The following is a 24,532-nucleotide window of genomic DNA, read 5'->3' on the forward strand; positions in this document are numbered from 1 at the left end:
CGGCCGTCAGAACAGGGTGTCTCGGACCCTCAGTGGCCGGTATCCGGTGGGTCCGAGTTGAGCGAGTTCGCCGTCGATGTCGACTTCGATGGAGCCGAAGAAGTTGATGTTCTCGCTGTGTGCCGGGGAGATGTGGGCCAGGACCTCGTCATCGACGCGTCTCCCGGATCGACGCATCGATTCCACGGCGAGTCCGTAGTATTCGGTTGTCCACGCCACCACGGAGTTGGTCATGAGTGTGAGGCACCATGCCTGTTCGGTTTGTTGTTCCAGGTGCCGGCCCCGGATGACGCCTTCGTGGGCGTAGAGCAGATCCCGTTTCAGGGCGTGCAGCGACTCGCCTTTGTTCAGCTGGCGTGAGATTCTACGCCGGTACACAGGATCGCTAAGGTATCTGGCGGCGTAGATGGTCCTGCGCAGGGACCCGTATTCCTTCAGGGCCGCGGCGAGGCTGTTTTGTCGGGTGGATGCCGAGAGCTTGCCAGCCAGCAGCGACGCGGTAGCATGCCCGAATTTCAGTGATCCGGCCACACGCAGCAAATCGTCGTAGTGTTCGGCGATCAAATCGGTGTTCAGCTTCCGTGTCAGTAAAGGTCCAGCGTTTGGGTGGTCGGCTTGGACCTGCGCGCGGGACCCGATCCGGCTCAGTGTGATCTTGCCCAGGTCCCGGATACGCGGTGAAAGCTGCAAGCCCAGCAGATCGAACAAGGCGAAGTTCACCAGGGTCACTCCGTGGGTGTCGGTTGCATGTTCGGTGATGGGAATATCCGTTGCGTTCCCGAGGATCTCATCGAGAACGTAGTGGGCCTCGCGCTTGGTCGCGACGATGATCTTCGTGCCGTAAGTGGCGTGTTGATCAGTCACGTGCGTGTATGTCGAGAGGCCTTCATTAGCGAAGTACCGGCTCATTGCCCTGGCCGTGATGGACTTCCCCCGTGTCGGGAATCGCTGACCGTCGGACGAGGACAGGGTGCCTGTGCCGAATACCGGGGTCAGCGGCAGTTTCTGGTGATAGGTGATCAGGGCCAGATTCGCTGCCCGCAGGGTTTCTTCGCGGACATACCACTCCGCCGTCCACGCCAGCACATCGTAAGAGATTCCGCAGGCATCGGCCATCCTCGTCAGGCCAAGGTTCGTTGAGTGCGCCAGGAGCACCGCGATCAGATTCCGTTTCAGCCCCGGGCTGCGCGCCTGTTTGCCCCCTGCATGGGTGAAACAGCCCAGGAAGCCCGTGCGTTTGTCCAGCTCGATCAGTAGAGACACGATCGGCGCGAAAGGCAGCATCTCGGTCAGTTCTTCCTTGAGCGCCACGGCTTCGGCCGGCACGTCTTCCGCTGTCAGCGGCGAGATCACCAGGTCACCGTTCTCGTCCAGACGCACCGGTCCGTCCCCGCGGGCGAGAACTTCCTCCAGGCCATCGAGTGCTTCGTTAAGTTCCTCCTGCATCGCGGCCAGTGCACGTTCCGGGTCCGCTGGCTTAGCGACCAGCTGACAGAACTCCTCGCGCTGCACGCCCCACTTTTCCGGGGTGAGCAAGTACAGGGCGGGGTCGGAGTAGCGGCGCGAGCCCGGTACGAACACGTCGCCTGTGCGCAGCCCGTCACGCAACGCCAACAACGTGCACAGCTCCCAGTAATGCCGGTACGCGACCGTGTTTCCGGACTCCGCCGCATCCTGCAGATACCCGGACCACCGAGCCGGGACGAACCCAACCGGCGCGTCCGCAGGGACCCTGCGGGTACCCGTGGCGTTCAAATCCCGAAGAATCCCAATCGCGTCCAGGAGCTCACTTGCAGCCGTGCCACCGGAGAACGACACTGCGGCGAGGAACTGCGGGGTGAACTGCCTCAAATACCCGTACGAACCATCCAAAGCCGCGAGATGCCCATGATCACGTGGCAAAGGAGGCAACGCGACCGACTGCGCCGAACGCAGCCGCTCCCACCCAATCCGCTCACCGCGGATCAAGCCGCCAATCTGTTCGTCGTCCAGCTCCATGTCACAGATGATGGCCAGCAAGTCATCCAGCAACGCTTGCCGCCCCTCACCGGCCTTGGCCCGTTGAGCCAATACGTCGTGCATTTTGCTCGCGGCTTTGCTTTCCCGGCCAGAGATGGTCTGATCAAAAAGTTGCACGACCTCGTCGAGAACCTCCGTCCCCGACTGGGCCAACAGTGTCAACAGAATCGGGTAGCGGCGCTCCGGCTCACGGCGTTCCAGCGCCTGTGCGCTCGACCGGCGCCCTACACTCGCCAAGAACCTGCGCCGTTCAGCGGGGAGCGCCGACAAGTCCAGGGCCTCCACTCCTAAACATCGCAGGAAATCCAGCTTCGAGATTTCGGTTTTCACCGCCGCCGAGGAGGCTTCGACAGGTCCCGTGGAGAGCCACCGCAGCCGGTTCATTCCGATCTTGGCATCCGTGACAAGCAACGCATCCAGATCCACCCGCCGAGCGTCCGTTAGCTCATGAGCAAGCCGATCAAAAGTCTCTCTCTGAGCTTCGGCACGAGCATGAGCAACCCGTTCCACCACGGTCACCGGCCCGGGCGGATAACCCGCGCCGTGACTAAATACTCACACGCCATGCGGAACAATAGCGTCGGCGAATCGTGCTCCATCGCACGAGCCAGCAAGAACTCGTCCAGCTCCTTGAATTCCATCGTTGCCGGTACCCGCCAACCCAGATATTTTGAGACCAAACGCAAATGATCAGTGCGGGTCTTCGCCCGTCGTCCGTACATACGCAACACGCTTGGCTCGACGCCGAGCTGGTCTGCTAGGCGTTGCACCGCCACCTTCGGCGCCGACGACACGTCGGCCGGGACGAACCCAATCCAAGGCAACGCACATAGCGTAACCGCCACTCCGAGCCTGTCCGCAGGGCCTCGACCTCGACCAGGATCAACAAACGCAAGATCCGATGCTGAAAGAGTGAAGAACCGAAACAGCTCATCCCTGCTGATTTCAGGGAACCGCCGCAGCCCCTCCAGCTCCTGCTCAGTAAACACTTGCGTAGCCACAACGAACCTTCCAGAGAGCGCACGGAACCCGCTCTCGGAAGTCTACCCAGCCATATCCGCCCGATTTCCGGCGAATACTACCGGGACCCCGAGGGGGACGGAACCGAAGAAAGCCCCGGAGGGTTGGTTCCCTGACGTACGGACTCAGCGAGCTTAGAAGCAGTGAGGGCCCCTTTCCAAAGGGGCCCTCACCTGCTCAAACTCTCACTGGCTTTCCATCTGCACTATGCTTTCGCGATGGCGCCCGTCTCTTGATTTAGGCGAGAGTAATCAGGCCGGTGATACGCCGCTTTCCCAGTACTTGTCGCCTAGTGACTCTCGATATCGGAGTAGAAAGGCAGCCAAAGTCGGTGCAGCTCGATACCAGTCACCACGAACGTCCAGGGGAAGGACAACGAGCACCCCCGTCCCATCCTCAGCAACAACCAAGAGTTCGAGATCGCCTAAGAACTCGCCGATGACGATGTCTCCCGGTGCCGCATCATCCGGTCGCGCCGAGCGAAACTCAGCTGTCCGAGTCACCGCATCCTCGGGGGACAGCAGGACCAAGCCCCACTGTCCATAGTCGACATCCTCGAACAGGCGGGAGTTTCGGCTCGTTGACCAGAGGAGACGTAGCTCATCCGGCACCCCACCCGTCCAGCATGCATCAACTTCCGCCACCGAGGCCGGCGCGGACAGTGAGCAGCCCAACTTGAAAGGGTTGTCGCCTAGTCCGTCCCTCGGCTCCTCGAACTCCCGGAACGATTCAAGAACTTCTGCAACGTCAGCCACCATAACCGGACCACCAAGGATTGAATTGTTGTTGATGTACATCCCGCAACACGGGTACCAGATTATCGAAATTGTTTGTGCCACCGTACTCACGTGGCTGAATGTGATGGATGTCATACTTCGCCCAACCGCCCTCTGGCGTAGCGAACCCTCGGTCGTACCAATTTCTAATGTAAGCACCCCGTTCCTTTGCACCCCACGGAACCCTCTGGGATACGGGCACCTTGGACAGACCTGACCCCGGGAATAGGATCGCCTCCCCCGTACGCGGATCAACGACCTTAGGGTACGTGCGGCCAACGCCATTCAGCAATGAGGCTTCCCCGACGGCGCCTATCCCTTTGCCTGCGCCGCCCGGGAAGAACACTCCGGCAAGCGCGGCGATGTTATCCCAACGGCTGGCGCCTTCGCGGGGCGGGCCCCCGTTCATCGCGTCTATCGTTTCCTCGAGGCTCCATAGACCCTTTTTGCTGCCTGAGGCCTCTGTGGACGACACCGGCGAGGCTGGGGCCGTTCTGGGTCGATCCCGTGAGGGAGCCAACATTCTTTGGAAGAAGGACGGCGGGGTGTAGGCCGGCGGGGTGTAGTAGCCGGGCGCCCAGGGGCCAGCTGGAATGTACGGCGCGGCGACACCGACGTTGGCGTCGGCTCCGTGCCAGGAACTGGAATCGTCGGTGACCTGCGGTTTCATGATCATCAGGCCGGACGGGTCGGAGTTGTTGATGGCGTCGGCTTCGCCGTAGACGTAGGGGGAGAAGTTCTTTGCCTCGTTCCGCTTCAGGATCGGGTCCGGGCTTGTGAATGCTCCGGTGACGGGGTCGAGGTCGCGGGCACCGAGGTGGGTGAGGGTGCTGATGGTGTCTGCGAGTCCGCCGATGTAGCCGTTGGGTGCGCCGTATCCGGCAGGGTTGGCCGCGTTGGACCCCACCCCAGTGGTGGCCGCGGGGGCGGTGGTGTAGGTGCCGGAGCCCGCTGCGGTCTGGGCCGGGCCGCGGGCCAGGCCCATGGGGTCGGTGTAGCGGGTTTGGGCCGTGACCGGTGTTGTCACGCTGCTGGGCTGGACGATCGTCTGGGCGGTGTCGACACCATCGCTGAGGATGAAGGCGAGCTTGACCGCACCGGCAGCGGCGGTGCGTTGGGCCACGGTTTTGCCCGCGAAGGTGTAGGTCTTGGTGGCGGTTTGGACCCCTGCCGGGGTGGAGTGGGCCGTGACCGGGCCGATGGTGACGGTGGTGCCGGTGCCGTCGGTGATGCCGACAAGGTTCCCGCCGGCGTCGTAATACCGGGTCCCGATACTGCCTGCGGTCCCGGCCACGGGGGCCGGCGGCGTGCCGGCTGCCGCGGAAGGGTTCGGATTCACCGGGAGGGTGGAGGTGCCGGTGGTGGTGGCGAGTTTCCCGTCCGGGGTGTAGGTCAGGGTTTCCCCGGCACGGCCGGTCATCCGCCCGGCGGCATCCCAGGTGAAGGAGTTGGTGGTGGGTGCCCCGGTGGCGGGGGTGCTGGTCAGGGACTGGAGCCGGTGCGGGCCGGGCTGGCCGGCTGCGGGGTAGGTGTAGTTTTCGGTGGTGGCGAGGTTCCCGGTGGCGTCGAATCGTTTGACTGTGGATCGGTCCCCGGCGGGGGTGTAGGTGTAGGTCTGGGCGTAGGGTGCGGGGCCGCCGAGCCCGGTGACCGACGTCGAGTCCGGGGTGGGGGCGGTGTTGCAGTTCTTCGCCGCCGCGGTCCAGACCGCGGCGAGCCGGTTGGCGTAGTCGTAGGTGTAGCACTGGTAGTCATCCGGCGCCCCGGGCCGGGACGGGTAGGAGAGTTCCCGGGCGCTGAGTTTCCCGGAGGGGGTGTAGCTGTAGTTGGTGGTTCCCAGGTCCGCGGTGACGCCTTTGGCAAGGTTGCTTGCGGACTGGTTGGCCAGGCGCCCGGTGGTCGCGTCCCAGTTGAAGTAGATCTGGTTTGTTCCGGTGGTGTCGGCCGTGGTGCTGCCGGCATTGGGATCGAACTGCTGGTAGGTGGCGATCTGGTTCAGGTGGCTGTATTGGGTCGAGCCGGCGAGAACGTCCGAGCCGGCGTCGGTGAGGGCGGAGGGGTTTTCGAAGGAGTCGTAGTAGGAGTAGACGGTTTCGGCGGCGAGCCCGCCGATGGCGGGGCTCGCCTCGGTGCGGACGTTGCCGGTTTTCGTGTAGCCCCGGGTTGTGGTGTAGTTCCCGGCGTACCCGGTCAGCCCTGCGGGCAGGGTCACGGTGGTGGTTTTGGGCAGGTAGGCGGGGTTGTAGCCGGATACGGCCGTGGTGACGGGCTGGTCGTAGTTGGGGCCGTTGTACCGGGTCGCGGTGCTGAGCTGGCCCTTCTTCTCCCCATCGAAGGTGCTCGTGGCCAGGGTGTGGGCGGTGCCGCCCTGCGGAGTGACGCTGGTGCTGACCGCCCGGTCCAGGGTGTCGTAGCTGTAGCTGGTCAGGGTCCCGGCGGCGTCGGTTGTGGTGCCGACGCGCCCGGAGGGGTCGTAGCTGGTGCTCACGGTGCCGGTGTCAGGGTCCGTGGCCGATATTTGCCGTCCGGCGGCGTCCAGGGTCCAGGACCATTGGTTGCCGGCGGTGTCTTTCATGGTGGCCATCCGGCCCAGGGCGTCATAGCTGTAGCTGGTGGTGTCCGGGGTGCCGGTGGGGGTGGTGCCGTGGTAGATCAGCCGGGAGACGATGTTGCCTTCGGTGTTGACGATGGTGCTGGCCGCCGATTCGTTCCCGGGACCGGTGGTTGTGGTGGTGTCGGCACCGGTGTAGCTGATGTTGGTGGCCCAGAGCACCTGGTTGTCGTTGGCCAGGGCCGTCGCGGTGGCCAGGCGGCCGGCGCCGTCGTAGTCGTACTGGTCCGAGGATGGCACGGCCACGGTGGGGATCATGAGGGTGGAGCCGGGGTTGGCGGCGTAGTAGTAGTCGTTGTTGACGAGGCGTTTGGCGCCGGTGGTGTTGTAGAAGGTGTCGGTGGCGATCGTGCCCCCGCCCGGTGAGGGTTTCTGGGTTTGGCGGACCCGTCCGAGGCCGTCGTAGATGTCGTAGCTGATCATGGCTTCACTGTTGCCGTTGATGTTGGTGTGCATGATCGATGAGGGTGCGGTCTGGGAGATGGTGTATGCGGTTGCCTGGGTCGGGGCGGGGTTGAGGGCCTGCGGGCGCATGGGGTCCCAGACGCCGGTGACCCGCCCGGAGGCGTCGTACTGGTAGCTGGTGACGTTCCCGTTCTCATCCGTGCTGGAGCTCTTGTTGCCCCGGATGGCATCGAACGCGGTGGTGGTGGTCCAGCCCTTCGGGTTGGTGGTGGTCACCGTGGTGGGCAGCCCGGTAGCCGGGGTGTAGGCGGTGGAGGTGGTCCGGGCGGTGCTGTCGGTGGAGGACACGGCCCGGCCCAGCCCGTCGTAGGCCATGGTGGGTCCGGTTTTCCAGGTCGTGACGGTCGTGCCGGTGACGGCGGTGGCGGTGTCCGTGCGTGCCGGGTTGCCCCGGGTCGGGGCCTGGTAGCCGGGTGCTCCGGGGGTCGCGGCCGTGGAGGCATCGTAGAGGGTGGCTCCGGCGGTGAGGATGTTCCCGGCCGGTGCCCCGTTCCCGGTGCAGGGCCCGGCGTAGGTGCTGGTCGTTGCCGGCAGGGCCAGAAGATTCGCCCCTGGGTTGTCCGCGAATGCTGTGATGGTGCAGCTGCCCGGCGAGCCACCGGTCTCTCCGGAATCGGACACGGCTGTGTTCCGGCCCAGGGCATCGAAGGTATTGGTGGTTGTGGTGGTGCGCTTTCCCGTCCCGGTGCTGCTGGCAATGATCTTCTTGACCGTCCCGGTGCCGGTGTGGCGTGCCTGCGCGGCACCGGTCCCGGCAGCCCCCGTCGCGGTCGGTGACGACGCCCAGGGGTGTTGATGCTGGTGCTTAGCTGCGCGCCGGCCTCGCCCAGGAATTTCTGGGTTTCGACCGCGGACCCTGCAAGCCAGGGGGAATCGGTGATGGTCGTGCCGTCGGAGGCGGTCACGGACGCGGCGACGGTCCCGCCGCTGCCGTTCGACGGGGTTCCGTCCAGGCCGCGCAGGTAGGTGGTGATGCTGGAGGGGTTCTGCCCGGCGACGGCGGCGTTGCCGGTGATGGTTTTGACCTTGCCCCATCCGGCGAGCACGGACCAGCTCAGCTGGGAGCCGCCGGTACCGGCCACGTACTTGGGTCCGGCGTATTTCCAGGCAGGTGTGCCCTGGTATTCGTACCGGGTGAGCATGTCCAGGCTGCCGGTGGCGCCCGGTCCGGCGTTGGTGGCCACGGAGGCGACGGGGTAGATGTGGAAGTAGTCCATCCGGGCCGGTTGGGCGATCGGTGTGGTCGGGGTCCACCACTGCGGGAAGCAGCGCTTCGTGTTCGTCTCAGGAGCGGCGGGAAGGTTGGTCGGGGTGCATTCGGCGCCCTGGTACGTGACGGCGATCGAGGCCCCGGTGACGGTCTTGATCGAGGAGATCCGGTACCGGTCAAGGGGTGCGAGGCCGTCAACGACCCAGACCCGGTTCTGCAGGGTCTGGCCGGAGAAGATCACCCCCGGGTCCGAGATCGCCCCGCCGGTGCCGGTGGCCGTGTTGGCTCCTTGGTGGTCCACGGATCCCAGCCACAACGCCGGTTTCGTTCCGTCTCCGGGATCCGGCATGGAGTGGTGCAGGTTCCAGACGTCCACATTCTGGTAGGCGGTGGGGCTGGTCGCGGTGCGGGTGGTGACGGTCAGCAGGCGCTGGTCCGTGTAGAAGGTGGGTGAGTAGACCGTGCACGCACCGGTCGGCGCGCAGGCGAAGGTGGTGGGAACGTCGTTGCCCTTGCTGCAGTCCACCCCGGTGCAGCGGGGCGTGTAGGCCAGCTCGATGCGCAGCGGGGAGGGGCTGTCCAGTTCGGTGCCGGCGCGCATGCCGTAATCCACCCGGGTCAGGCGGCTGGAACGCACATAGCTGAGCCGGGCACCTGTCCCGGCCTGGGCGGTGTAGTTGTTGGTGTCCTGGGTGTAGTAGAAGGCCTGGGAGTTGCCTTGGACGTCGAGGACGTAGTCCAGGTTCCAGGCGTAGGCCTGCTGGCACAAGGACGCGGCGAAACTCCCGGCAGCACAGGGCTGGGACGGGCCCGCCGCCCCGACCGGGACCGTATCGGCAGAGTTCGTGGAAGCCTTCCCGGCGGCCCAGCCGGGCAGATGGTTCCGGCCGAAGAAATACTGCGTCCCGGAAGTATCCGTCAGTTTCCAGTAACCACCGTCAAAGGTGCCGTTTGACCCGGCAGCGCTCAGGTATTCGATGCGGGTGTTGTCATCGTTCTGCAGCCGGTACGTGCCGGTGGCGGCGTCCTTGATGACCTGGCCTGAACGTCCACCGAAAGAGATGCTGAACTGCTGCCCGCCGGTGGCCCCGCACAGATCGTAGGACCCGGACACGCCCTGGTCCACGCACGGGGCGAATTTCTGCCGGATGGACCCGACCCCGGCCAGGGACCAGCCGTCACCGACGGCGGAGGCCTGGTTGTTCGTCGAACTGGTCAGCCCGTCGACCGTGGAGGAGTCATAGGCCAGGGCCAGTGAGGGGCCGGCCCCGCAGGGGCGCTCCGGGCGCTGAAGGGGTAACTCCACGTGAAGCCACCGGTCTGACCCTTGACCCCCCATGTCCCGGAGGACGCCCCGGGCAGTCCGGTGAAGTCCCCGGAGCCCTTGTCGTTGCCCTGGACCGGCGCCGCCAACGGCGCCCTGCCCGTGAAGCTGGCGGCCTTGACGCCTAGCCCGGTCCCGGTCCCGTTTGCCTGTGCGGGGGTGCCGGTGACCGTCGCGGGGCCAGTGCCGGTCACGGCCCCGTGAACGGATGCAGGATTGGCCCCGTCCAGGAAGGGTCGCCCACTCGCCGGATCTTGGGCTGTTGCGGTCCAGGGGTTGACCTGGACCGCCGTGACGGGCTCGGGCAAGTGGGGTGTCCATCCACTTGAATGGTCGACGGTGATTACGAACAATCCTGCGGTTGCGGTGACGACCGCGGCCGCAACGGTCAGGACCGTCGCCCGAAGGGAGTTCGTGCGCGGGAAGGCCGTGTTCATTTCAGGACCCCTTCAGTGCTGCTGCCGAAATTGTTCTGCGCGTTGTGGAATTGCTGGGGTGTGAGGACGCCTTGGGCCATGACGGGTCCCAGAATGCGGCCCGTGAATCCGCCGCCGAGCTGCACCGGCTGGGTGCCCGAGGACCCAAGATGATTCGGGGTGGTGGTGGCAGTCGTCCACGTGTCGGTCAGCCCGCTGCTGGTCACGTTAATCCGCAGCTGCTGGTTGTTCTTGTCGTAGACCGCGGAAACGAAATTCCAGGTATTTGCCGCCAGCGCAGGACTTCGTTTGACAAACTCCAGGGCCGGCGGTCCCGCGGAGGTCCAGGTGTCGAATTCGACGTATCCGGCAGTGCCCAGGCGCAACGCCCCGGCGGTGGTCCCGGTGCCGGCCATTTGCGCTATCAAAGACTGGATCGTTGTGTCGTTTGGTCCGGGCGGGGCCGTAGGGCAGATCCAGCCGGACACGCTGAAGCTCTCGGCGGTGTTGACGGCCGAGGATGCGGTGCTCGCGGACTGGGTGGTGCCGGTGAGCTGCAGTGCCCTGCTGGTTTCGGTCGCGAACGGGTCTATATCGCTCTGGCACGTCGGGGTTGCCACCGGTACATGGTTGCCGGTCTCAACATCGACCCAGGCCGCGCCGGACGTAGTGGTGGACAGGACGGTGGCCGGGCTGTTCGCCGTGTGGTCCGCGGTGAACGAGTAGGAGGCTGCGGTGCTTTTGACCTGGGTGTTGACGTTGCCCGCATAGTCAAAAGACCATACGGTCAACTGCGTCTTCACGGTATCGATCGCCCCGAGGGAGACGCTCGCAGACCGTCCGTCCGCGGGGCAGACCACCACGAACTCACCGAACCGTGGTGTGTTGCAGCCGAAACTAGCCGGCAGGGTCGGCGCCGTCCCGGCACCGGTCACCGCATAAATAAAACCCTTGGCCGGGTAGGGCCATTGTTGCTCAACGTGAAACTGTATGGCGTGACCCCAACGGTGCCATTCGGGTCCTTACCGGTAGTTGCGTTGATCGGAGTAATGGACGACGGCGGGGTAATCACGGGCGGGGCAGGGGCCGTGGTGTCCACCGTGAAGTTGAACTGCATCACCCCGGAGACTTGTCCTTGCCCGTCGTTCGATTGGGCCTGCAGCTGGTAGGTTCCGTCGGGAAGCACGCCGCCTTGCCAGCTGGGGTATCCACCGGATCCGGGAACTGTCACCGGGGTCGTTGTGGAAAACATGAGTTGCCCGGAGCTTTTGAACACACTGAACCACACCTGGATTGGCCCGCCCGCGTCGCCATCGGGATCGCTGTCGTGAACCGTGTAAACCGGCTGCCGGTCCCTCGTCACAAACGTGGACGCGAACGGCGCCCCCGTCCACAGCGCGTTGGTGATGGTCCAGATATTCGGGGTGGTCGGCGGGGTGTCATAGGTGACGATGACCGAGGCATCATTGTTGAACCGCTTCCACCCCAAAGGATCGCCCTCGTTGCCGGCCCGCAGGGACACCGTCCACTGCCCGACCTGGGCAAGGGTGCTCTTGACCGCCATCAAGTCGAAGCCCACGGTCCCGGCCGGGCAGCCTGCAGAGTAACCCTTGGCTATCGTTTTCGAGTCGACCTTGGCCACGAGCCCGGGCTGGGCGTTCCACGTGTTCCCCGTGCCGACACCACCGGTGACCCACGCATCCACCGGGGTTGCCGTGCACGAAGATGCCCACGTCTCCGTGGCGTTCATCCGGGCCGCGAGAATGACTTTGCCCACCATGGGCTGGGTCGCGAACTGGTAATACCCGCGCGTTGTGTGTGAGACGCCGTCGGGCGCCCAGTACGGCGGGAGGTAGCCGACGTGGACGGTGGAGTCCGTGTATTGGCCGTTCCAATACGAGGTGTTCGGGTAGGCGCTGTCCACGTACAGGTACGAGGCCCTGCCCACCGACCAGTCCGGGTCCACGAACAGCGGGTAATGCAGGTTCGGGGTGTTCAGGATTTCGTTCATGCCAAGGACCTGGGTCTGTTTGCCGTTCTCGGTGCCCAGGCTCAGGGTGAAGGGCCGGGTGATCCCGGGCCCACCGGCGTCCAGGGCTGATGCCCCGGGCTGCGAGGAATCCCACCACTGGCCTTTGGCTGTGCGCAGCTCCGCCTTGCCCGTATCCGCGCCTACTGCGGAAAGACCACCGTCGGCCTCGGCTTGGACGGTGGCGTTCTGCGCGTCCAGGAGAATGCGCATTTGCACCACCCGCGGATCCTTCGCCGCCTCGGCCGTGGCGATCTTCAACACCTGGGACACACCGGTCTTGTGGCTGATCTGGATCAGATCCACCCCCGGCAACACCGCGGGGTAGGTGGCAGTGTTGCCCGTAACCACCGGCTCAGGAAGGGCACCGAAAGGCCAGGACTGCTTCACCGCGTGGCCCCGATTGTCATCCACGCTGGCCATCTGCGCGCTGCCGCCGCGCGCGAGCGTGACATCCACCGGCGTCATCCTGGGTTTGAGAACCGGCTGGCCGTTGACGGTGGCCTGGACCAGGTCCGTGGAAAGATCCTGCCACCCGGCAGCGGTCTGCATGCGGGTAGGTTCCGCGTTCACTGTCCGCGTGAACGTCCCGTCAGGATGCGCCACGGTCTGCTCGGTCGGGGTGGTCAACGCGTCAACCACCACATCGGCACCGGCCCGGGCCGCCTCGGCCGTGGCCAGGCCCTCCGTCACAGGACCGGTGATTCCTGTGCCCAGGCTGGCGGGCTGAGGCCCGGCCCAGGCCGCGCCGGGGGCCGCCAACAGTCCCGCAACGACCGACAAACCACAAACAGCACGCAACAGCATCGAAGACCGAGAACCCACGGGACAACTTTCACGAGAAGGGAGTGCGTGGGATCCCCAAAAATAGACCGTTCCCCCAGAACACGGATATCTGAGAGAAAGCTACACGTAAGCCGAATATCTGCGCAATGGTTTCAACCGAACCTCTCATCATGACAACAGGGCCCGCCCGATATTACGCCGCTTACTCCGCAACCACCGGCCCGGCCTGAACGACTTGTAGCCCCGTGTCCGAGCAAGACGGTCCGGCACTCCCAAAACTGGCCCGTCTTGCAAGCGGTGGGATGCAAGACAGCCGACGAGACAAAAAAGCAACCCAACAAACACACGGCTCGCCCTGTCTCGCTACTATGTATTACAACCACGGGCCGGAACGGCCATAGGCAAACACTGTTGCAAGACAAAAGCGAGGCCAGGTATGGGCAAACTGATCGGATACGCCCGCGTATCCACCAAATCGCAGGCCACCGACCGGCAGGCAGCGGACCTTCTGGCCGCCGGGGTCCGGCGTGATGACCTGTATACCGACCACGGGGTAAGCGGCGCCCGGAGCAGCCGGCCGGCATTCGATGCGGCGCTTCAAGCCCTGCACGAGGGCGACACCCTGGTCATCACCACCTTGGACCGGCTCGGCCGCTCCACCGCCAACATGCTCGGACTCTCCGAAGAACTGCGGACACGGCGCATCAATCTGCGTGTGCTGAACCTGGGCGGCGGCAACGTCGACACCGCCACCCCCATCGGCGGCATGGTGTTCACCGTCATGGCAGCCCTGGCCCAGATGGAACTGGAGATCAAGCGGGAACGGATCACCGACAGCGTCAGCAAACGCCGGGCCGCCGGCAAAGATCTCGGCGGCCGACGCGCCCAATTCACCGACAGCCAGATCGAAAACGCCCGCCGCCTCATCGCAGCCGGCGAACCAGCCACCCAGGTCGCACGCGACCTGGGCATGTCCAGGGCCACCCTGTACCGGCGCATCGCAGGAATCGAAGCACAACACTGGATCAACACCCAGGGCTAGCGACTTCCTCTATCTCCCAGTGCAAGTCCCTTACTAGTTACTTGTCGGGTAGGGACACCGACAGGAGTACCGGGCCATCCTCACCGCGGCCTGGCACCTGCTCGCCGAAGGCGAATGCTACGCCGATCCCGGCGCCGACCACTTCACCCGCCTGGACCCGATCAAAGCCAAAAACAACGCCATCAAAAGACTCAACAGCCTCGGCCTCGACATCACCATCACCCCGGCCACCGCAGCCTGAGTCACCGACGACTTTCGTATTAGGTCGAGGACGTGGACGGTGCCATCGCCCAGGGGCGCGATGTAGAGTCGGTCGGCCGCCGGGTCGGTCACCTGATAATCGAGGCGCGTACTGCACCCCGGCAACGGAACATCACGTATGACGGTGAATGGTAGCTTGGCGGCCGAGTCCGTGGCATTCGGCGCGCACGCGGGCAGGCTAGCGATGAGAGCGACCGTGACCGCCACCCGGAGGTACCTTTGAGGAATTCGCTCCTCTGGCCCGCTCCGCCGCTCGCAGGATCACGACATTGATAAGAAACGCGGCCAGTGCGCCGGCTATGGCGGGAACGGCCACCACCGCGGGAGGGAGGCTGCCTGCGGTCGGGCACCCGCCATCACCGCCGTTGACCGCCGGCAGAAAATCATCATTCACGCCCACCGCATTGGCAAAGAGCCGCTAAAGGACCACCAGCACTAGCGTGCCGCCCCCGCCAAGCAGCGCCGGACGGACCTGCCACCTGAGCAGGCGCACGGCCGCTAAGACAAGCCCTCCGGACAAGACGGCCGAAAGGACAATGAGCGCGGGTGAAATCATGAACGTCTCCTCGAAAAACCAGACATTGGCCGCCCGGACAACATAGATTGTCGCCCATCGCCACCCTCAGGAGGGGGCGCGTCAGCACCCACGGTGGTTCCTCGAGCCAGTTCGATGACGTCGCGGGCGAAGGAGAATATGAGCAGCGGAAGAGCCAGCGCGGGTGCCGCGGCCGCAAGGGCCGGTGGAATGCCGGGGGTCAATGCGAGGAGCAGCGCGAACGGCTGGAAGGCCCCGATTGTCTTACGCACTGCGTTCGTCGGGAGTTGGCTCCGAAGGTGGGGCCAAAACTGGGCGGCGGCCCCAAAAACGTAATAGAGGGAACCGATACAGAGGGTCCAAGGCCCGATGGAGGCCGCCGTTGCGCAGGACAGAACGAGCACCAGGGCGGCGTCGGTAGCGGTATCCAGGCGTGCTCCCGCCGCAGAGGCCGTGCCGGTGCGCCGGGCGACGGGACCGTCTACTGCGTCGAGCAGGAAAGCAGCGGCACCCAGGAAGACGAGAAGCGGGTCCGGAGGCTGCCCGGTGAACAGCACTGGCACGGCCAGCGCGGCGCAAAGGGCCACCAGGACTGCCCGCAGCAAGGTGATCCGGTCGGCGGGCGTGGTGAAGCGGGGAGTGCGCCGCAGGATGGAAGCGGCGGCGCATCCGATGACCGTGGCACCGCCGGCCAGCCCGACCGACTGCCCGAAGCCGGGGGAATAGACAGTGGAGAGCCAGATGCCCGCGACGCCGTACGCTGCCACTGCGGCCAGCGCGTCCGACGAAGCGCGCTGTGCGGTCCTGCTTTCCATGAGCCACCTCGCCCACATGCTAACAACAGCGCGTGCGTCGGGCCAGCACCGGCGTCCGGTGCATGGCCCAGCTGAGTGGCCCGTGGCCGACCGCCTCGGTCAGGAGGTGCGCTGTCCTGCGGACCTCAGCGGATGGCCGGCCGGTCCTTTGGGGCTGAGGCGGGCGAGGCCTATACCGGCCAGAAGGCTCCCCAATGCTTCGGCTACCGCGCTGAGGGATTTTTCAAAAAACCACACGGGGTCAAACATCGCAGGGAAGGGGCCGAAGGCAGGAACATCAACGTAGCGGTAGAGCACCACCGCCGCGAATGCGCTCAAACCGACCGCCAGGGCCGCGGCGTAGGAGGCTCTGCTGCCCCGGATCAGGACATAGAGCGCTGCCAGCACCGCCGCAGCGGATTCGAGCAGGAACAGGCTGCCCTGCCCGATCCCGGCAGGAGTGGCGGCCTGATAGCCGGGGGCCAGATGGATGTGCACCCCGGCGTCGATCAGGAGTGCCAGAGCGGTTAGTACCCTCAGGGCCATGTTCATTTGACTGTCAGCGTCCCGTGCATGTTGGGGTGATACTTGCAGTGGTAAGCGTAGGAACCCGGTTCCACCGGGGCCGTGAACGTCCCTGTCCCGCCGCTTCCGCGGACATCGACGTCAAATGCCTGCCCCTGATCCACAGTGACAGTATGGCCGGCCGCGTCCATGTTGGTGACAGCAACGACAGCGCCCGGCGCGACCGTTATGGGCGCGCCATATTCGAAGTCTTTGATGGTGATAGTTGCCGATGCCGCCCTCGTGGTCGCTCCCGTCGTCGTCCCCGGGGGCGCGGACACCGCGGGACTTCCGCCGTTGGATGCGCACCCGCCCAATATGAACGACGCAATCAGCAGTAGTGCCGCCCGGGCCCGAATCGCTTTCATGTTGTACCGTCCTCGACGCCGGAATTTAGGGCCGCAAAGGCCCTGCTTGTCCTACAATTCTGCGCGCACCGGGCCGAAATGATCCTGTGGTTTGCATTCGGAAACGCCCACGAGGCTGAAGGCGCTTTCCTCTTCCAATGCGTTGGCATCGCAGAACGAGGCCAGGGCGGCGGAGAACGGGGCACACGCCAAATCTCGCTCTGTGTCATGACCCAATTAAGAAGGAACTGAGAAACTCTCGACTTGGTGCGCCAAGGCAGCTGGCGTTCCGTGCCGGGTAGGCTCGGCTGCGTCCCATGCTCTGCCGTCAACAAGGCTGAGGGCTCGCTTAATAGTTGAAGGCCTTTCGGGTCGCGTTGGTCGGTCGAGGACCGTTTGCTCCTTGAAAATGTCGCGGTCAGCGGCTGACCGGTTCCTTGGTCTCGAGCAGGCTGAGCTCATGGCGGCGGGGGAACCCTTCCCAGTCGCCTGGCACGAGGCAGGCGAACGCGCCGGTGGCCGCGCCGGTCCGCAGCCTTTCCTCGGGGCTCCGGCCGCTGACGTATTCGGCAAGGTAGCCGGCGACGAATGCGTCCCCGGCACCGACGGTGTCCACATCCTCAACACTGACTGCTTCCAGGCGGAACACTTGTCCGTCGATCAGGGCGAGGGCGCCGTCCGCGCCGAGCTTGATGACAGCCTGGCTTGGGCCCAGGTGGGCTATTCGTCGCGCAAGGTCCTCGGGTTCGCCGGCCCCTACGGCAATCGCGGCTTCATCGTCGCCCGCGAACACAATGTCCGCGAGCGGGATGATGTCCCGGTAGACGCCTGCAGCGCCTTCCCGTGACCAGAGATTGGCCCGGAAATTGAGGTCGAAAGAGACCGGCACACCGGCGGCCTTGGCCGCAGCGATGGCATAGCTGATCGTTGAGGCGGCCTGCCCGGACAGCGCCGGAGTGATGCCGCTGACGTGCAACAGGGCAGCCTGGGAGATGAGCAGTTCGTCGACGTCCCCGGGGGAAAGTCTCGACCCGGCGCTGCCGGCACGGTAGTAGCTGACCCTCTGGGTGGCCGGTGTCCGGCGTTCCTTGATCATCACTCCCGTGGGGGCCGCGGGGTCGACCGCGATGCGGACGTCCACACCTTCGGCCCTGATTTCGCGCTCAACAAGCTGGCCGAGGGAGTCCGCCCCCACGCGCCCGCACCACACGGACTGCACACCGAGCCGTTGCAGGCCGATGGCGACATTGGATTCGGAGCCGCCGATGCCCAGGCTCAGGGTGGAGGCGTGGGCCAGTGGGCCGACCTGATCGGCACGCATCAGGGCCATGGTTTCGCCGAACGTCAGGACGTACGGTGCAGGGGAGCCGCTCACCGCTTCGCGCCCATCTGGTCCGTGGTCTCGTCCACAAGTTCGCGGACGCGCCGTGCCCTTGCCGTGAGGTCCTGCAGGTCGCCGCCCCTGAAGGCGTCGCCGAGGAGCGGGCCGCCGAGGCTGACGGCCAGGGCGCCGGCCCTGATCCAGGCCGGGACGTCCTCGATGTTTACCCCGCCGGAGGGGATGACCTGAACGTCCGGGAAGGGGCCCCGCAGCTGGGCGACGTAGCCTGCGCCCACCACGGATGCGGGGAAAACCTTCACGGCCGTTGCGCCGAGTTTCCAGCCGGCATGCAGTTCCGTGGGGGTGAGGCCGCCGGGGTAGACGGGCACGCCGCGCCGGACGCAGGCTGCGACGATGTCGGTATCGGTGACGGGTGTGACGACGTAGGCGGCGCCGAGGTCCATGGCCGTTTCTGCTTCGTCCCCGTAGTGACGGTCCCGACGCCGATTTCCAGACCCTCTCCAAAGTGTTCCTGGAGGCGGGGGAGTTCGTCGAAGACCCCCGGTGTGCTCAGCGTCAGTTCGATGCTGAGCACACCCCCCTGCTGCAGTGCGTCGATGACCGAGGCATACTCCGTGGCGTGCGTGGCCCGGAGGACGGCCACCACCCTGGTGTCGCGGAGGATGGCGGATGGGGCCGGACGGGAGATTGTGCCCTGGTGTTCGAGGCGCAGCATGGGTTCCTTCTTCGGAGTCGGTTGGGGCCGGGGGAGGTTACTTGGCGATGCGGGCGTCGGTCAGACCGGCGCCGGCTAACTCAGCGGCGACGGCGGGCGCCGTTCCGTTGCCGTGCGGGCGCGCATCCTCCGGATCTGTGAGGTCGCGGTTGAGGGTTTCCGGCGAGAGGCGGGTGGCGATAAAGCTGACTGCCATGACGAGGGACATGTAGATGGCCACCGGGATCCAGGAGTTGCTGAAGACTGCCAGGAGGGCCGCGCAAACCATAGGTGCGATGCCGCCGCCGATGATGGAGGAGAACTCACGGCCGAGCGTGACACCTGCGTAGCGGTAGCGGCTGCCGAAGATTTCCGGGAAGTAGCTCATGTGGACGCCCACCACTCCCTGGCAGGCGAGCATGAACCCGACAATGATCACGAGCATGATGGCGACAGGCGAACCGGTGGTGAGCAGCATGAAGGCCGGGGCTGGGAAGAGGACCAGTGCGCCGGTGATGATGGAGACCACCCGGCGTCGTCCGATCTTGTCCGAAAGCATGCCGAAGCCGACGGCGGCAACGCCGCCGCAGAGTGCCCCGATAAGCAGCACCTGCGGGATGAACTTGGGATCCGTGCCCACCACCGTGATCAGGTATGACGCCATGAACACCTGGATGGTGTAGGACTGCGTGCTGACGCCGAAGTTCATCAGGATGACGCGCAGGACGTTGGCTTTGCCGAACTTCGCCACTTCGCGGAGCGGTGCCGGGGGTTCGGTGCGGGCCTGCTTGATCTCTTCGAACACGGGGGATTCATCCAGTTTGCGGCGGATGACCAGCGCGGCGATGGTCACGAAGATGCTCGAGAGGAAGACAAGCCTCCAGCCCCAGGTCATCATGTCGTTGGGGGCCAGTGACTGGGCGGCGATCCAGACCAGGGCCCCCAGGGCGGTTCCGGCCGCGGCGCCCACCATGATCAGGGACGCGAGCTTACCTCGGGTGCCCGGGGCAGCCGATTCGGTCAGCAGGGTGGCGCCGCCCGACTGCTCGGCACCAGCGCCGAAGCCCTGTGCCGCGCGGCAGACGCAGAGCAGGACCGGAGCCAGGACGCCCACCTGTTCGAACGTCGGCAGCAGGCCGATGACCAGGGTGGCGCCGCCCATCAGCAGCAGGGTGACCACGAGGACCCATTTGCGGCCGAGCCGGTCGCCGAAGTGGGAGAAGAAGATCCCGCCGAGCGGCCGGAAGAGGAATCCGACGGCGAAGGTGCTGAAGCTGGCCAGCAGGGCGGCCGCGGGCGAAATGTTCGGGAAGAACAGGTGGCTGAAAACAAGTGCCGAGGCCGTGCCGTAGATGACGAAATCGTAGAGTTCAAGCGTGGTGCCGATCAGGCCTGCCAGGGCCGCCTTCCGCACCTTCTTCTGGTCTACCGCTGTGGCTTGGGGATTTTCCGTGGTCATTTCCATACTCCTTTGAATGGATGTCCTGCATGGACGGTCTGGCGTTCCGCCGGGCGGCGGGAGTAAATCAGTAGGTGATGAGGACCTTGAGGTTCGTGGGGTCCGTGACCGGGGCGGTGAGGGCGGCCGCGGCATCGGCGAGGCGGTAGGTGCTGGTGATGATGGACCGCAGGTCCACGTTCCCGGATGAGGCGAGGTCAATCGCCGTCGGGAAGGCGTGCGCATACCGAAAGGCGGTGACCAGGTCGATTTCGTAGCGCTGGAGGAAGCCGAGCGGGATGCCGTCCACCGTGGGTCGTGCCTGGCCAACTACGGCGGCCCGTGCCGCCGGCGCCAGGGTCCGGATGCCGTCAATGAGCGCCCTGCTGTTTCCGGAACATTCGATCAGCCGGTCCATTCCGCTCAGGTCGAGCGCCGTTGCGGCCGTATTGATGGTGCGGGTGGCTCCGAACTGCGCGGCAACGGCCAGGCGGTCGTCGTTGACGTCGGTCACGATGATCTCGGCTGCGCCCCGTACTGCGGCAACCTGTGCCACGAGCAGGCCGATGGGCCCTGCGCCGGTGATGAGGACCCGGTGTCCGGGCTGCACCTGGGCCCGTTCAACTGCCCAGACGGCGACGGCGAGCGGTTCGATCGCTGCCCCGATCTCCGCCGGCACGGATTCCGGTAGCGCATGGAGTGCAGCTGCCGGCACCACCACGTGGCGGGCAAAAAGGCCGTCTGTGGGCGGTGAGCCGAAGCACGTGCCGCTGGCGCACAAGTTGTACCGGCCGGAAACGCACGTCGGGCAGGTGCCGCACGGGAGCGCAGGTTCAATCACGACGGCGGTGCCGGCGGCGACGGCGGCGGTCTCACCGGCGGCGATGACCACTCCTGCCCCCTCGTGTCCGAGGACTGTGGGCTGGCGGAGTACGTTGGTGCCGTTGCGACCGTCCGCGAAGTAGTGCATGTCCGAACCGCAGATGCCGCCCGAGCGCATCTCCACCAGGACATCGTTTGGGCCAAGCGCCTTCAACGGTTTCTCCTCGATGCGGAGGTCTTTGGCGCCATGCAGGACGGCGGCCTCGGTGGTGCGCGGCAGCGCCGGTTGATCGGTGCGGCGTACGGCTTGCGTGGTCATCGGATGCTCCGGGTCTGTGCGGGAAGAAGGGCGGTTGACTCGGCCGCGGCGCGGGCGGCGGCCCGGGGTCCTTGCTGGTGGATGATGTCGATCAGTTCACCGGTTCGGTGGATGAAATCGTCGCGGGTGGCGAGTTCATCACCCAGGAGGTGGAGCTGCCCGATGACCTTGCCGGCGAGTTCACGGCCGGAGGCGGACGCTGCCGCGAGAGTTTGCAGTGATTCCCTGGCGGGGTCCTGCATGTCATGGGCGTGGATGCCGGGGTCGAATCCGGGCAGCGGTGCGATGCAGGAGAGGTACGCCGCGGCGGTGAGGGCCAGATAGTGGGGCATGACGCCGCCGTCGAGCATTTGCAGCGCGGGCAGCGGGATCCGCTGGCGGAGCTTGACGGATCCGTCAGAGCCCACCTGGCTGGTCCGGTGTCCCAGGGCCGAGTTCCGCCACCGCGAGAAGAGCTGGGCTTCGTAGGCGTCGACGTCGACGTCTCCCGGCACCGTGACGCTGGGCAGGTACTCGTGCCGCAGGATGGTCCGGGCGGCGGTCTCGATGTAGTCCAGAGCCGTGGACTCGGGAATCGTGGCAGCACCGGACAGCGCGCCGAGGTAGGCGATCAGGGAGTGCGTGCCGTTCAGGAGCCTGACCTTGAGCTGCTCGTAGCCCGCGACGTCCTTGGTGAAGACGGCGCCGCCTGCTTCCCACGCGGGCCGGCCGGCAATGAAGTTGTCCTCCAGGATCCACATGGTGAACGGCTCGGCGGGGACGGGGATCCGGTCGGTGTATCCGAGCTGCTCGGCGACGAGCGTCCGGTAGTGCTCGGTTGTGGCGGGCACGATCCTGTCCACCATGGAGGACGGAAACGTCACGTTCGCGTCGATCCACTCAAGTGTCCCGGTGGCTTCGGTGGCCGGCAGCAAGGAGGCGAATTCGCGGACGAGCCGCCGGGTGTGGTGGCCGTTGTCGGACAGGTTGTCACAGCTGAGGATGGTGACAGGTTTGCCGTGTGTCCGGGCACGCTGCTGGAGGCCGCGGACGATCTGGCCGATCGGCGTGCGGGGGCCGCGGCTTCCGCGAGGTCGTGCTGCACATCGGCGTCGGCAACATTCAGCGACCCGGTGGCGGGGCTGTACGTGTAGCCGTTTTCCGTCACCGTGAGGGATACGATCCGGGTCGTGGCTGCGCCGATTTCCGCGACGACGCGTTCGGGGTTCTGCGCCGCGACGAAGGCGTCCGAATGCACGCGCGGCGTGGAGAAGGTGGATCCTTCCGGCGATATCTCCACCACCGTATAGGTCATGTCCTGGGCGTGCATGGCGTCGGTGACGGCACTTGAGCGGCTCGAGACCCCGATGATGCCCCAGTCGCCGCCGTGGGCGCTGATGGCGGCGTCGGTGTACACGGCCTGGTGGGCGCGGTGGAAGTTTCCCAGGCCGAGGTGGACGATGCCGGGAGCAGGGACGGCGTCACGCCGGACAATGCCGGGCGTGGAGGCAGTCAGCGGTGCAGGCTGGTTGCGTGCCACGGTTCACCAGTCCTTCATGGAGCCGTCGAGCTCGCGGGCGATGGGCAGGTAGGCCTGCTTGTACGGGAACTTGGCCGCCGCAGCTTCGTCTACGTGGACACCCAGGCCGGGTTCGTCGCCGGGGTGGAGGTACCCGTCCTCGAAGCGGAAGCTGGAACGGAACACCTCTGAGACGAGGGGGTCGTAGCCCATGTATTCCTGGATGGCGAAGTTGCTGGTGGCAAGGCCCAGGTGCAGCGACGCGGACAGATTGATGGGGGAGACATCCGAGGGCCCGTGCGGGGCACCCTTGATCTGGTAGACCTCGGCCAGCGCCAGGATCTTGCGGACGTGGGAGATGCCTCCGGCGTGAACGACGGCGGTGCGGATGAAGTCGATGAGCCGTTCCGTGATGAGCTGTTCGCAGTCCCAGACGGTGTTGAAGACTTCGCCGATCGCCAGCGGGATGGTGGTCTGCTGGCGGAGGGTGCGGAGCAGCCGCTGGTTCTCCGCCGGTGTCACATCTTCGAGCCAGAACAGGTCCACGTCTTCGAGGGAGCGGGCCAGACGGGCGGCTTCGGTGGGGTTGAGCCGGTGGTGGACGTCGTGGAGCAGCTTCAGTTCCGGACCGACGTGCTCGCGGACGGCCGAGAGGATTTTCGGGGCGTGGCGCAGGTAGGCGGAAGTGTCCCAGTCCTCTTCGACCGGACCGGCGCCGCGGCCGGCCGGTTCGTAGCTGGCGGCGCCCTTGGTGACGCCGTAGACCTTGTCCAGGCCGGGGACGCCGGACTGCGCGCGGACGGCCCGGAATCCCTGTTCACGGCGCCGGTCCACGGACTCCAGGAGCTCGGGCAGGTCCCAGCCGGTGGCATGGGTGTACGTGAGGATCCTGTCGCGGGCCGCGCCGCCGAGGAGCTGGTAGACAGGGACATCCAGGGCCTTGCCCTTGATATCCCAGAGGGCGAGGTCGATGGCCCCGATGGCGGCCATGGTCACCGGCCCGCGGCGCCAGTAGGCGCCGCGGTAGAAGTACTGCCAGGTGTCTTCGATGCGGTCGGCGTCCCGCCCCAGCAGGGCGGGGGCGAGGTGGTCGCGAAGGTAGCTGGCCACGGACAGTTCGCGGCCGTTCAGGGTGGCGTCACCCCAGCCGACGATGCCGTCATCGGTAGTGATCTTGAGGGTCACAAAGTTTCGGCTGGGGCTGGTTACCAGGACGTCGACGTCGACGATTTTTCGGGTCATCGGGAGATCACAACATTCTTGATTGGCTCGTTCTTGGACAGACGGGTGATGTTTTCGGCGATCTCCCGGGCGCGGCCGCGGAAGGTTTCCGCCGTGACGCCGGAGGAGTGCGGGGTCATGATGATGTTGTCCAGCCGGCCAAACGGCAGGGCAGACGGTTCACCGCGACCGTCGGGGCCGGGGTACTGATACCAGGTGTCGACGGCGGCGCCGGCAATCCGGCGGTCCTTCAGGGCCTCGTAGAGCGCGTCTTCCCCGACAACCGGTCCGCGGGCAACATTGACCAGCAGTCCGTCCGAGCCAAGCTCGTCGAGTTCGGCAGCGCCCACCAGGCCGGTGGTTTCTTCGGTCAATGGGATGCTGATGACCAGGATGTCCGATTCACTGAGTGCGTCGGCGAGCCGTTCGGTTGAGCCGGCCCAGCGGAGCGAATTCGCCTGCGGATCCACCGTGCCGCGGCGGGTGATGGCGATGCCCTCGGCGCCGAAGGCCTGCAGCAGGTTCCAGGCAGTGCTGCCGATGTGGCCGAAGCCCAGGAACGTCACCACGGCCCCGCGCAGCGTTTCCGGCTGGCGGATCTCCGGGGAGTAGACGGAGGAGGACCAAATGCCTGTGCGCAGGGCTGCGTCCTGTCCGATCAGGTTCCGGCGAAGGGCAACAAGCACGGTGGCGATGTGTTCGGCAATGGAGCTTTCGTGGTGGAACGTGTTGGCGCAGACAGCTCCGGCCGGCAGTGCAGCGGCCTCGATGCCGTCGTAACCCGCTCCCGCCACGTGAACCAGCCGGACGTTCGGCGCCACCGCGCCCATGGCTTCCGTGAACCTCGGTCCTACGTACACGTCGGCGTCCTTGAGATCCGTCAGGACGGAGTGTTCGTTCCAGCTGTCGTGCCAGGACGCGGTTGCGCCGTCCGGCAACGCGGCCTCGAAGGTGGATCGCTGGGACATCAGGTTGGGGTCGGCGATGACGATTCTCATG

The 24,532-nt window shown here is 65.7% G+C and carries 21 protein-coding genes and 1 pseudogene; 1 reads left to right on the forward strand and 21 read right to left on the reverse strand.

The window, feature by feature from the left end; translation table 11 throughout:
- Positions 1 to 6: 6 nt before the first annotated feature.
- From FCN77_RS13080 to FCN77_RS13105, 7 genes are all read right to left on the reverse strand, one after another.
- Entirely contained in the window at positions 7 to 2,538 is a 2,532-nt protein-coding gene (locus tag FCN77_RS13080) for a Tn3 family transposase (protein ID WP_217496147.1), read from the reverse strand.
- Positions 2,535 to 3,020 carry a DUF4158 domain-containing protein gene (locus FCN77_RS26365; RefSeq protein ID WP_217496148.1) on the reverse strand — a complete coding sequence of 162 codons (486 nt, stop codon included), beginning with the start codon at positions 3,018 to 3,020 and terminating at the stop codon, positions 2,535 to 2,537. The genes FCN77_RS13080 and FCN77_RS26365 overlap by 4 nt, the downstream gene beginning before the upstream one ends.
- Positions 3,021 to 3,290: 270 nt before the next feature.
- Complete coding sequence (locus FCN77_RS13085) at positions 3,291 to 3,836, reverse strand: hypothetical protein (protein ID WP_137322606.1); 546 nt, start codon at positions 3,834 to 3,836, stop codon at positions 3,291 to 3,293.
- The gene (locus tag FCN77_RS13090; RefSeq protein ID WP_137322607.1) at positions 3,787 to 7,206 is read right to left on the reverse strand and encodes an RHS repeat-associated core domain-containing protein; all 3,420 of its coding nucleotides are present in this window, start codon (positions 7,204 to 7,206) and stop codon (positions 3,787 to 3,789) included. The genes FCN77_RS13085 and FCN77_RS13090 overlap by 50 nt, the downstream gene beginning before the upstream one ends.
- Positions 7,104 to 9,407 (reverse strand): hypothetical protein, encoded by a 2,304-nt coding sequence (locus FCN77_RS27400; protein WP_137322608.1) that lies wholly within the window; start codon positions 9,405 to 9,407, stop codon positions 7,104 to 7,106. Before FCN77_RS27400 ends, FCN77_RS13090 begins: the two co-directional genes overlap by 103 nt.
- A gap of 451 nt (positions 9,408 to 9,858) precedes the next feature.
- Positions 9,859 to 10,776: a LamG-like jellyroll fold domain-containing protein gene (locus FCN77_RS13100; RefSeq protein ID WP_175417254.1), complete on the reverse strand. Its 918-nt coding sequence runs from the start codon at positions 10,774 to 10,776 to the stop codon at positions 9,859 to 9,861.
- Positions 10,773 to 12,563, reverse strand: coding sequence for a hypothetical protein (locus FCN77_RS13105; protein ID WP_137322610.1), 1,791 nt, complete (start codon positions 12,561 to 12,563; stop codon positions 10,773 to 10,775). The genes FCN77_RS13100 and FCN77_RS13105 overlap by 4 nt, the downstream gene beginning before the upstream one ends.
- 529 nt (positions 12,564 to 13,092) lie before the next feature.
- Here FCN77_RS13105 and FCN77_RS13110 point away from each other — a divergent pair.
- Entirely contained in the window at positions 13,093 to 13,698 is a 606-nt protein-coding gene (locus FCN77_RS13110) for a recombinase family protein (RefSeq protein ID WP_137322611.1), read from the forward strand.
- A 117-nt stretch (positions 13,699 to 13,815) separates the two neighbouring features.
- Here FCN77_RS13110 and FCN77_RS13115 read toward each other — a convergent pair whose 3' ends face one another.
- From FCN77_RS13115 to FCN77_RS13165, 14 genes and pseudogenes are all read right to left on the reverse strand, one after another.
- The gene (locus tag FCN77_RS13115) at positions 13,816 to 14,166 is read right to left on the reverse strand and encodes a DUF3096 domain-containing protein (RefSeq protein ID WP_137322612.1); all 351 of its coding nucleotides are present in this window, start codon (positions 14,164 to 14,166) and stop codon (positions 13,816 to 13,818) included.
- A gap of 211 nt (positions 14,167 to 14,377) precedes the next feature.
- Entirely contained in the window at positions 14,378 to 14,515 is a 138-nt protein-coding gene (locus FCN77_RS25975; RefSeq protein WP_175417255.1) for a hypothetical protein, read from the reverse strand.
- Positions 14,512 to 15,309, reverse strand: a complete 798-nt coding sequence (locus FCN77_RS13120) for a CDP-alcohol phosphatidyltransferase family protein (protein WP_137322613.1) — start codon at positions 15,307 to 15,309, stop codon at positions 14,512 to 14,514. The genes FCN77_RS25975 and FCN77_RS13120 overlap by 4 nt, the downstream gene beginning before the upstream one ends.
- Before the next feature lie 99 nt (positions 15,310 to 15,408).
- The gene (locus tag FCN77_RS13125; protein ID WP_137322614.1) at positions 15,409 to 15,840 is read right to left on the reverse strand and encodes a hypothetical protein; all 432 of its coding nucleotides are present in this window, start codon (positions 15,838 to 15,840) and stop codon (positions 15,409 to 15,411) included.
- Positions 15,837 to 16,220 carry a cupredoxin domain-containing protein gene (locus FCN77_RS13130; RefSeq protein WP_137322615.1) on the reverse strand — a complete coding sequence of 128 codons (384 nt, stop codon included), beginning with the start codon at positions 16,218 to 16,220 and terminating at the stop codon, positions 15,837 to 15,839. Before FCN77_RS13130 ends, FCN77_RS13125 begins: the two co-directional genes overlap by 4 nt.
- 397 nt (positions 16,221 to 16,617) lie before the next feature.
- Entirely contained in the window at positions 16,618 to 17,574 is a 957-nt protein-coding gene (locus FCN77_RS13135) for a sugar kinase (protein ID WP_137322616.1), read from the reverse strand.
- Entirely contained in the window at positions 17,571 to 17,984 is a 414-nt protein-coding gene (locus FCN77_RS26915; protein ID WP_254678546.1) for a bifunctional 4-hydroxy-2-oxoglutarate aldolase/2-dehydro-3-deoxy-phosphogluconate aldolase, read from the reverse strand. The genes FCN77_RS13135 and FCN77_RS26915 overlap by 4 nt, the downstream gene beginning before the upstream one ends.
- Positions 17,985 to 18,061: 77 nt before the next feature.
- Positions 18,062 to 18,256: pseudogene (locus tag FCN77_RS26920) on the reverse strand (2-dehydro-3-deoxyphosphogluconate aldolase); the annotation flags it as partial.
- A gap of 37 nt (positions 18,257 to 18,293) precedes the next feature.
- On the reverse strand, positions 18,294 to 19,694 hold the full coding sequence (locus tag FCN77_RS13145; protein ID WP_254678547.1) for an MFS transporter: 1,401 nt from the start codon (positions 19,692 to 19,694) through the stop codon (positions 18,294 to 18,296).
- A gap of 67 nt (positions 19,695 to 19,761) precedes the next feature.
- Positions 19,762 to 20,814: an alcohol dehydrogenase catalytic domain-containing protein gene (locus tag FCN77_RS13150; protein WP_137322617.1), complete on the reverse strand. Its 1,053-nt coding sequence runs from the start codon at positions 20,812 to 20,814 to the stop codon at positions 19,762 to 19,764.
- Positions 20,811 to 21,677 carry a hypothetical protein gene (locus tag FCN77_RS26925; protein ID WP_254678548.1) on the reverse strand — a complete coding sequence of 289 codons (867 nt, stop codon included), beginning with the start codon at positions 21,675 to 21,677 and terminating at the stop codon, positions 20,811 to 20,813. The genes FCN77_RS13150 and FCN77_RS26925 overlap by 4 nt, the downstream gene beginning before the upstream one ends.
- Entirely contained in the window at positions 21,674 to 22,333 is a 660-nt protein-coding gene (locus tag FCN77_RS26930; RefSeq protein ID WP_254678549.1) for a hypothetical protein, read from the reverse strand. Before FCN77_RS26930 ends, FCN77_RS26925 begins: the two co-directional genes overlap by 4 nt.
- 3 nt (positions 22,334 to 22,336) lie before the next feature.
- Entirely contained in the window at positions 22,337 to 23,554 is a 1,218-nt protein-coding gene (manD, locus tag FCN77_RS13160; RefSeq protein WP_137322618.1) for a D-mannonate dehydratase ManD, read from the reverse strand.
- Positions 23,551 to 24,531, reverse strand: a complete 981-nt coding sequence (locus FCN77_RS13165; protein WP_137322619.1) for a 2-hydroxyacid dehydrogenase — start codon at positions 24,529 to 24,531, stop codon at positions 23,551 to 23,553. The genes manD and FCN77_RS13165 overlap by 4 nt, the downstream gene beginning before the upstream one ends.
- Position 24,532: the final 1 nt, after the last annotated feature.

Source organism: Arthrobacter sp. 24S4-2, from assembly GCF_005280255.1.
Classification (GTDB): domain Bacteria; phylum Actinomycetota; class Actinomycetes; order Actinomycetales; family Micrococcaceae; genus Arthrobacter.

Coding starts and splice junctions, on each gene's coding strand:
- FCN77_RS13085 (WP_137322606.1), bottom strand. CDS start 3,836: ATGTACATCAACAACAATTCAATCCTTGGTGGTCCGGTTATGGTGGCT.
- FCN77_RS13090 (WP_137322607.1), bottom strand. CDS start 7,206: ATGGCCTACGACGGGCTGGGCCGGGCCGTGTCCTCCACCGACAGCACC.
- FCN77_RS13110 (WP_137322611.1), top strand. CDS start 13,093: ATGGGCAAACTGATCGGATACGCCCGCGTATCCACCAAATCGCAGGCC.
- FCN77_RS25975 (WP_175417255.1), bottom strand. CDS start 14,515: ATGATTTCACCCGCGCTCATTGTCCTTTCGGCCGTCTTGTCCGGAGGG.
- FCN77_RS13120 (WP_137322613.1), bottom strand. CDS start 15,309: ATGGAAAGCAGGACCGCACAGCGCGCTTCGTCGGACGCGCTGGCCGCA.
- FCN77_RS13125 (WP_137322614.1), bottom strand. CDS start 15,840: ATGAACATGGCCCTGAGGGTACTAACCGCTCTGGCACTCCTGATCGAC.
- FCN77_RS13130 (WP_137322615.1), bottom strand. CDS start 16,220: ATGAAAGCGATTCGGGCCCGGGCGGCACTACTGCTGATTGCGTCGTTC.
- FCN77_RS26915 (WP_254678546.1), bottom strand. CDS start 17,984: ATGGACCTCGGCGCCGCCTACGTCGTCACACCCGTCACCGATACCGAC.
- FCN77_RS13145 (WP_254678547.1), bottom strand. CDS start 19,694: ATGACCACGGAAAATCCCCAAGCCACAGCGGTAGACCAGAAGAAGGTG.
- FCN77_RS13150 (WP_137322617.1), bottom strand. CDS start 20,814: ATGACCACGCAAGCCGTACGCCGCACCGATCAACCGGCGCTGCCGCGC.
- manD (WP_137322618.1), bottom strand. CDS start 23,554: ATGACCCGAAAAATCGTCGACGTCGACGTCCTGGTAACCAGCCCCAGC.
- FCN77_RS13165 (WP_137322619.1), bottom strand. CDS start 24,531: ATGAGAATCGTCATCGCCGACCCCAACCTGATGTCCCAGCGATCCACC.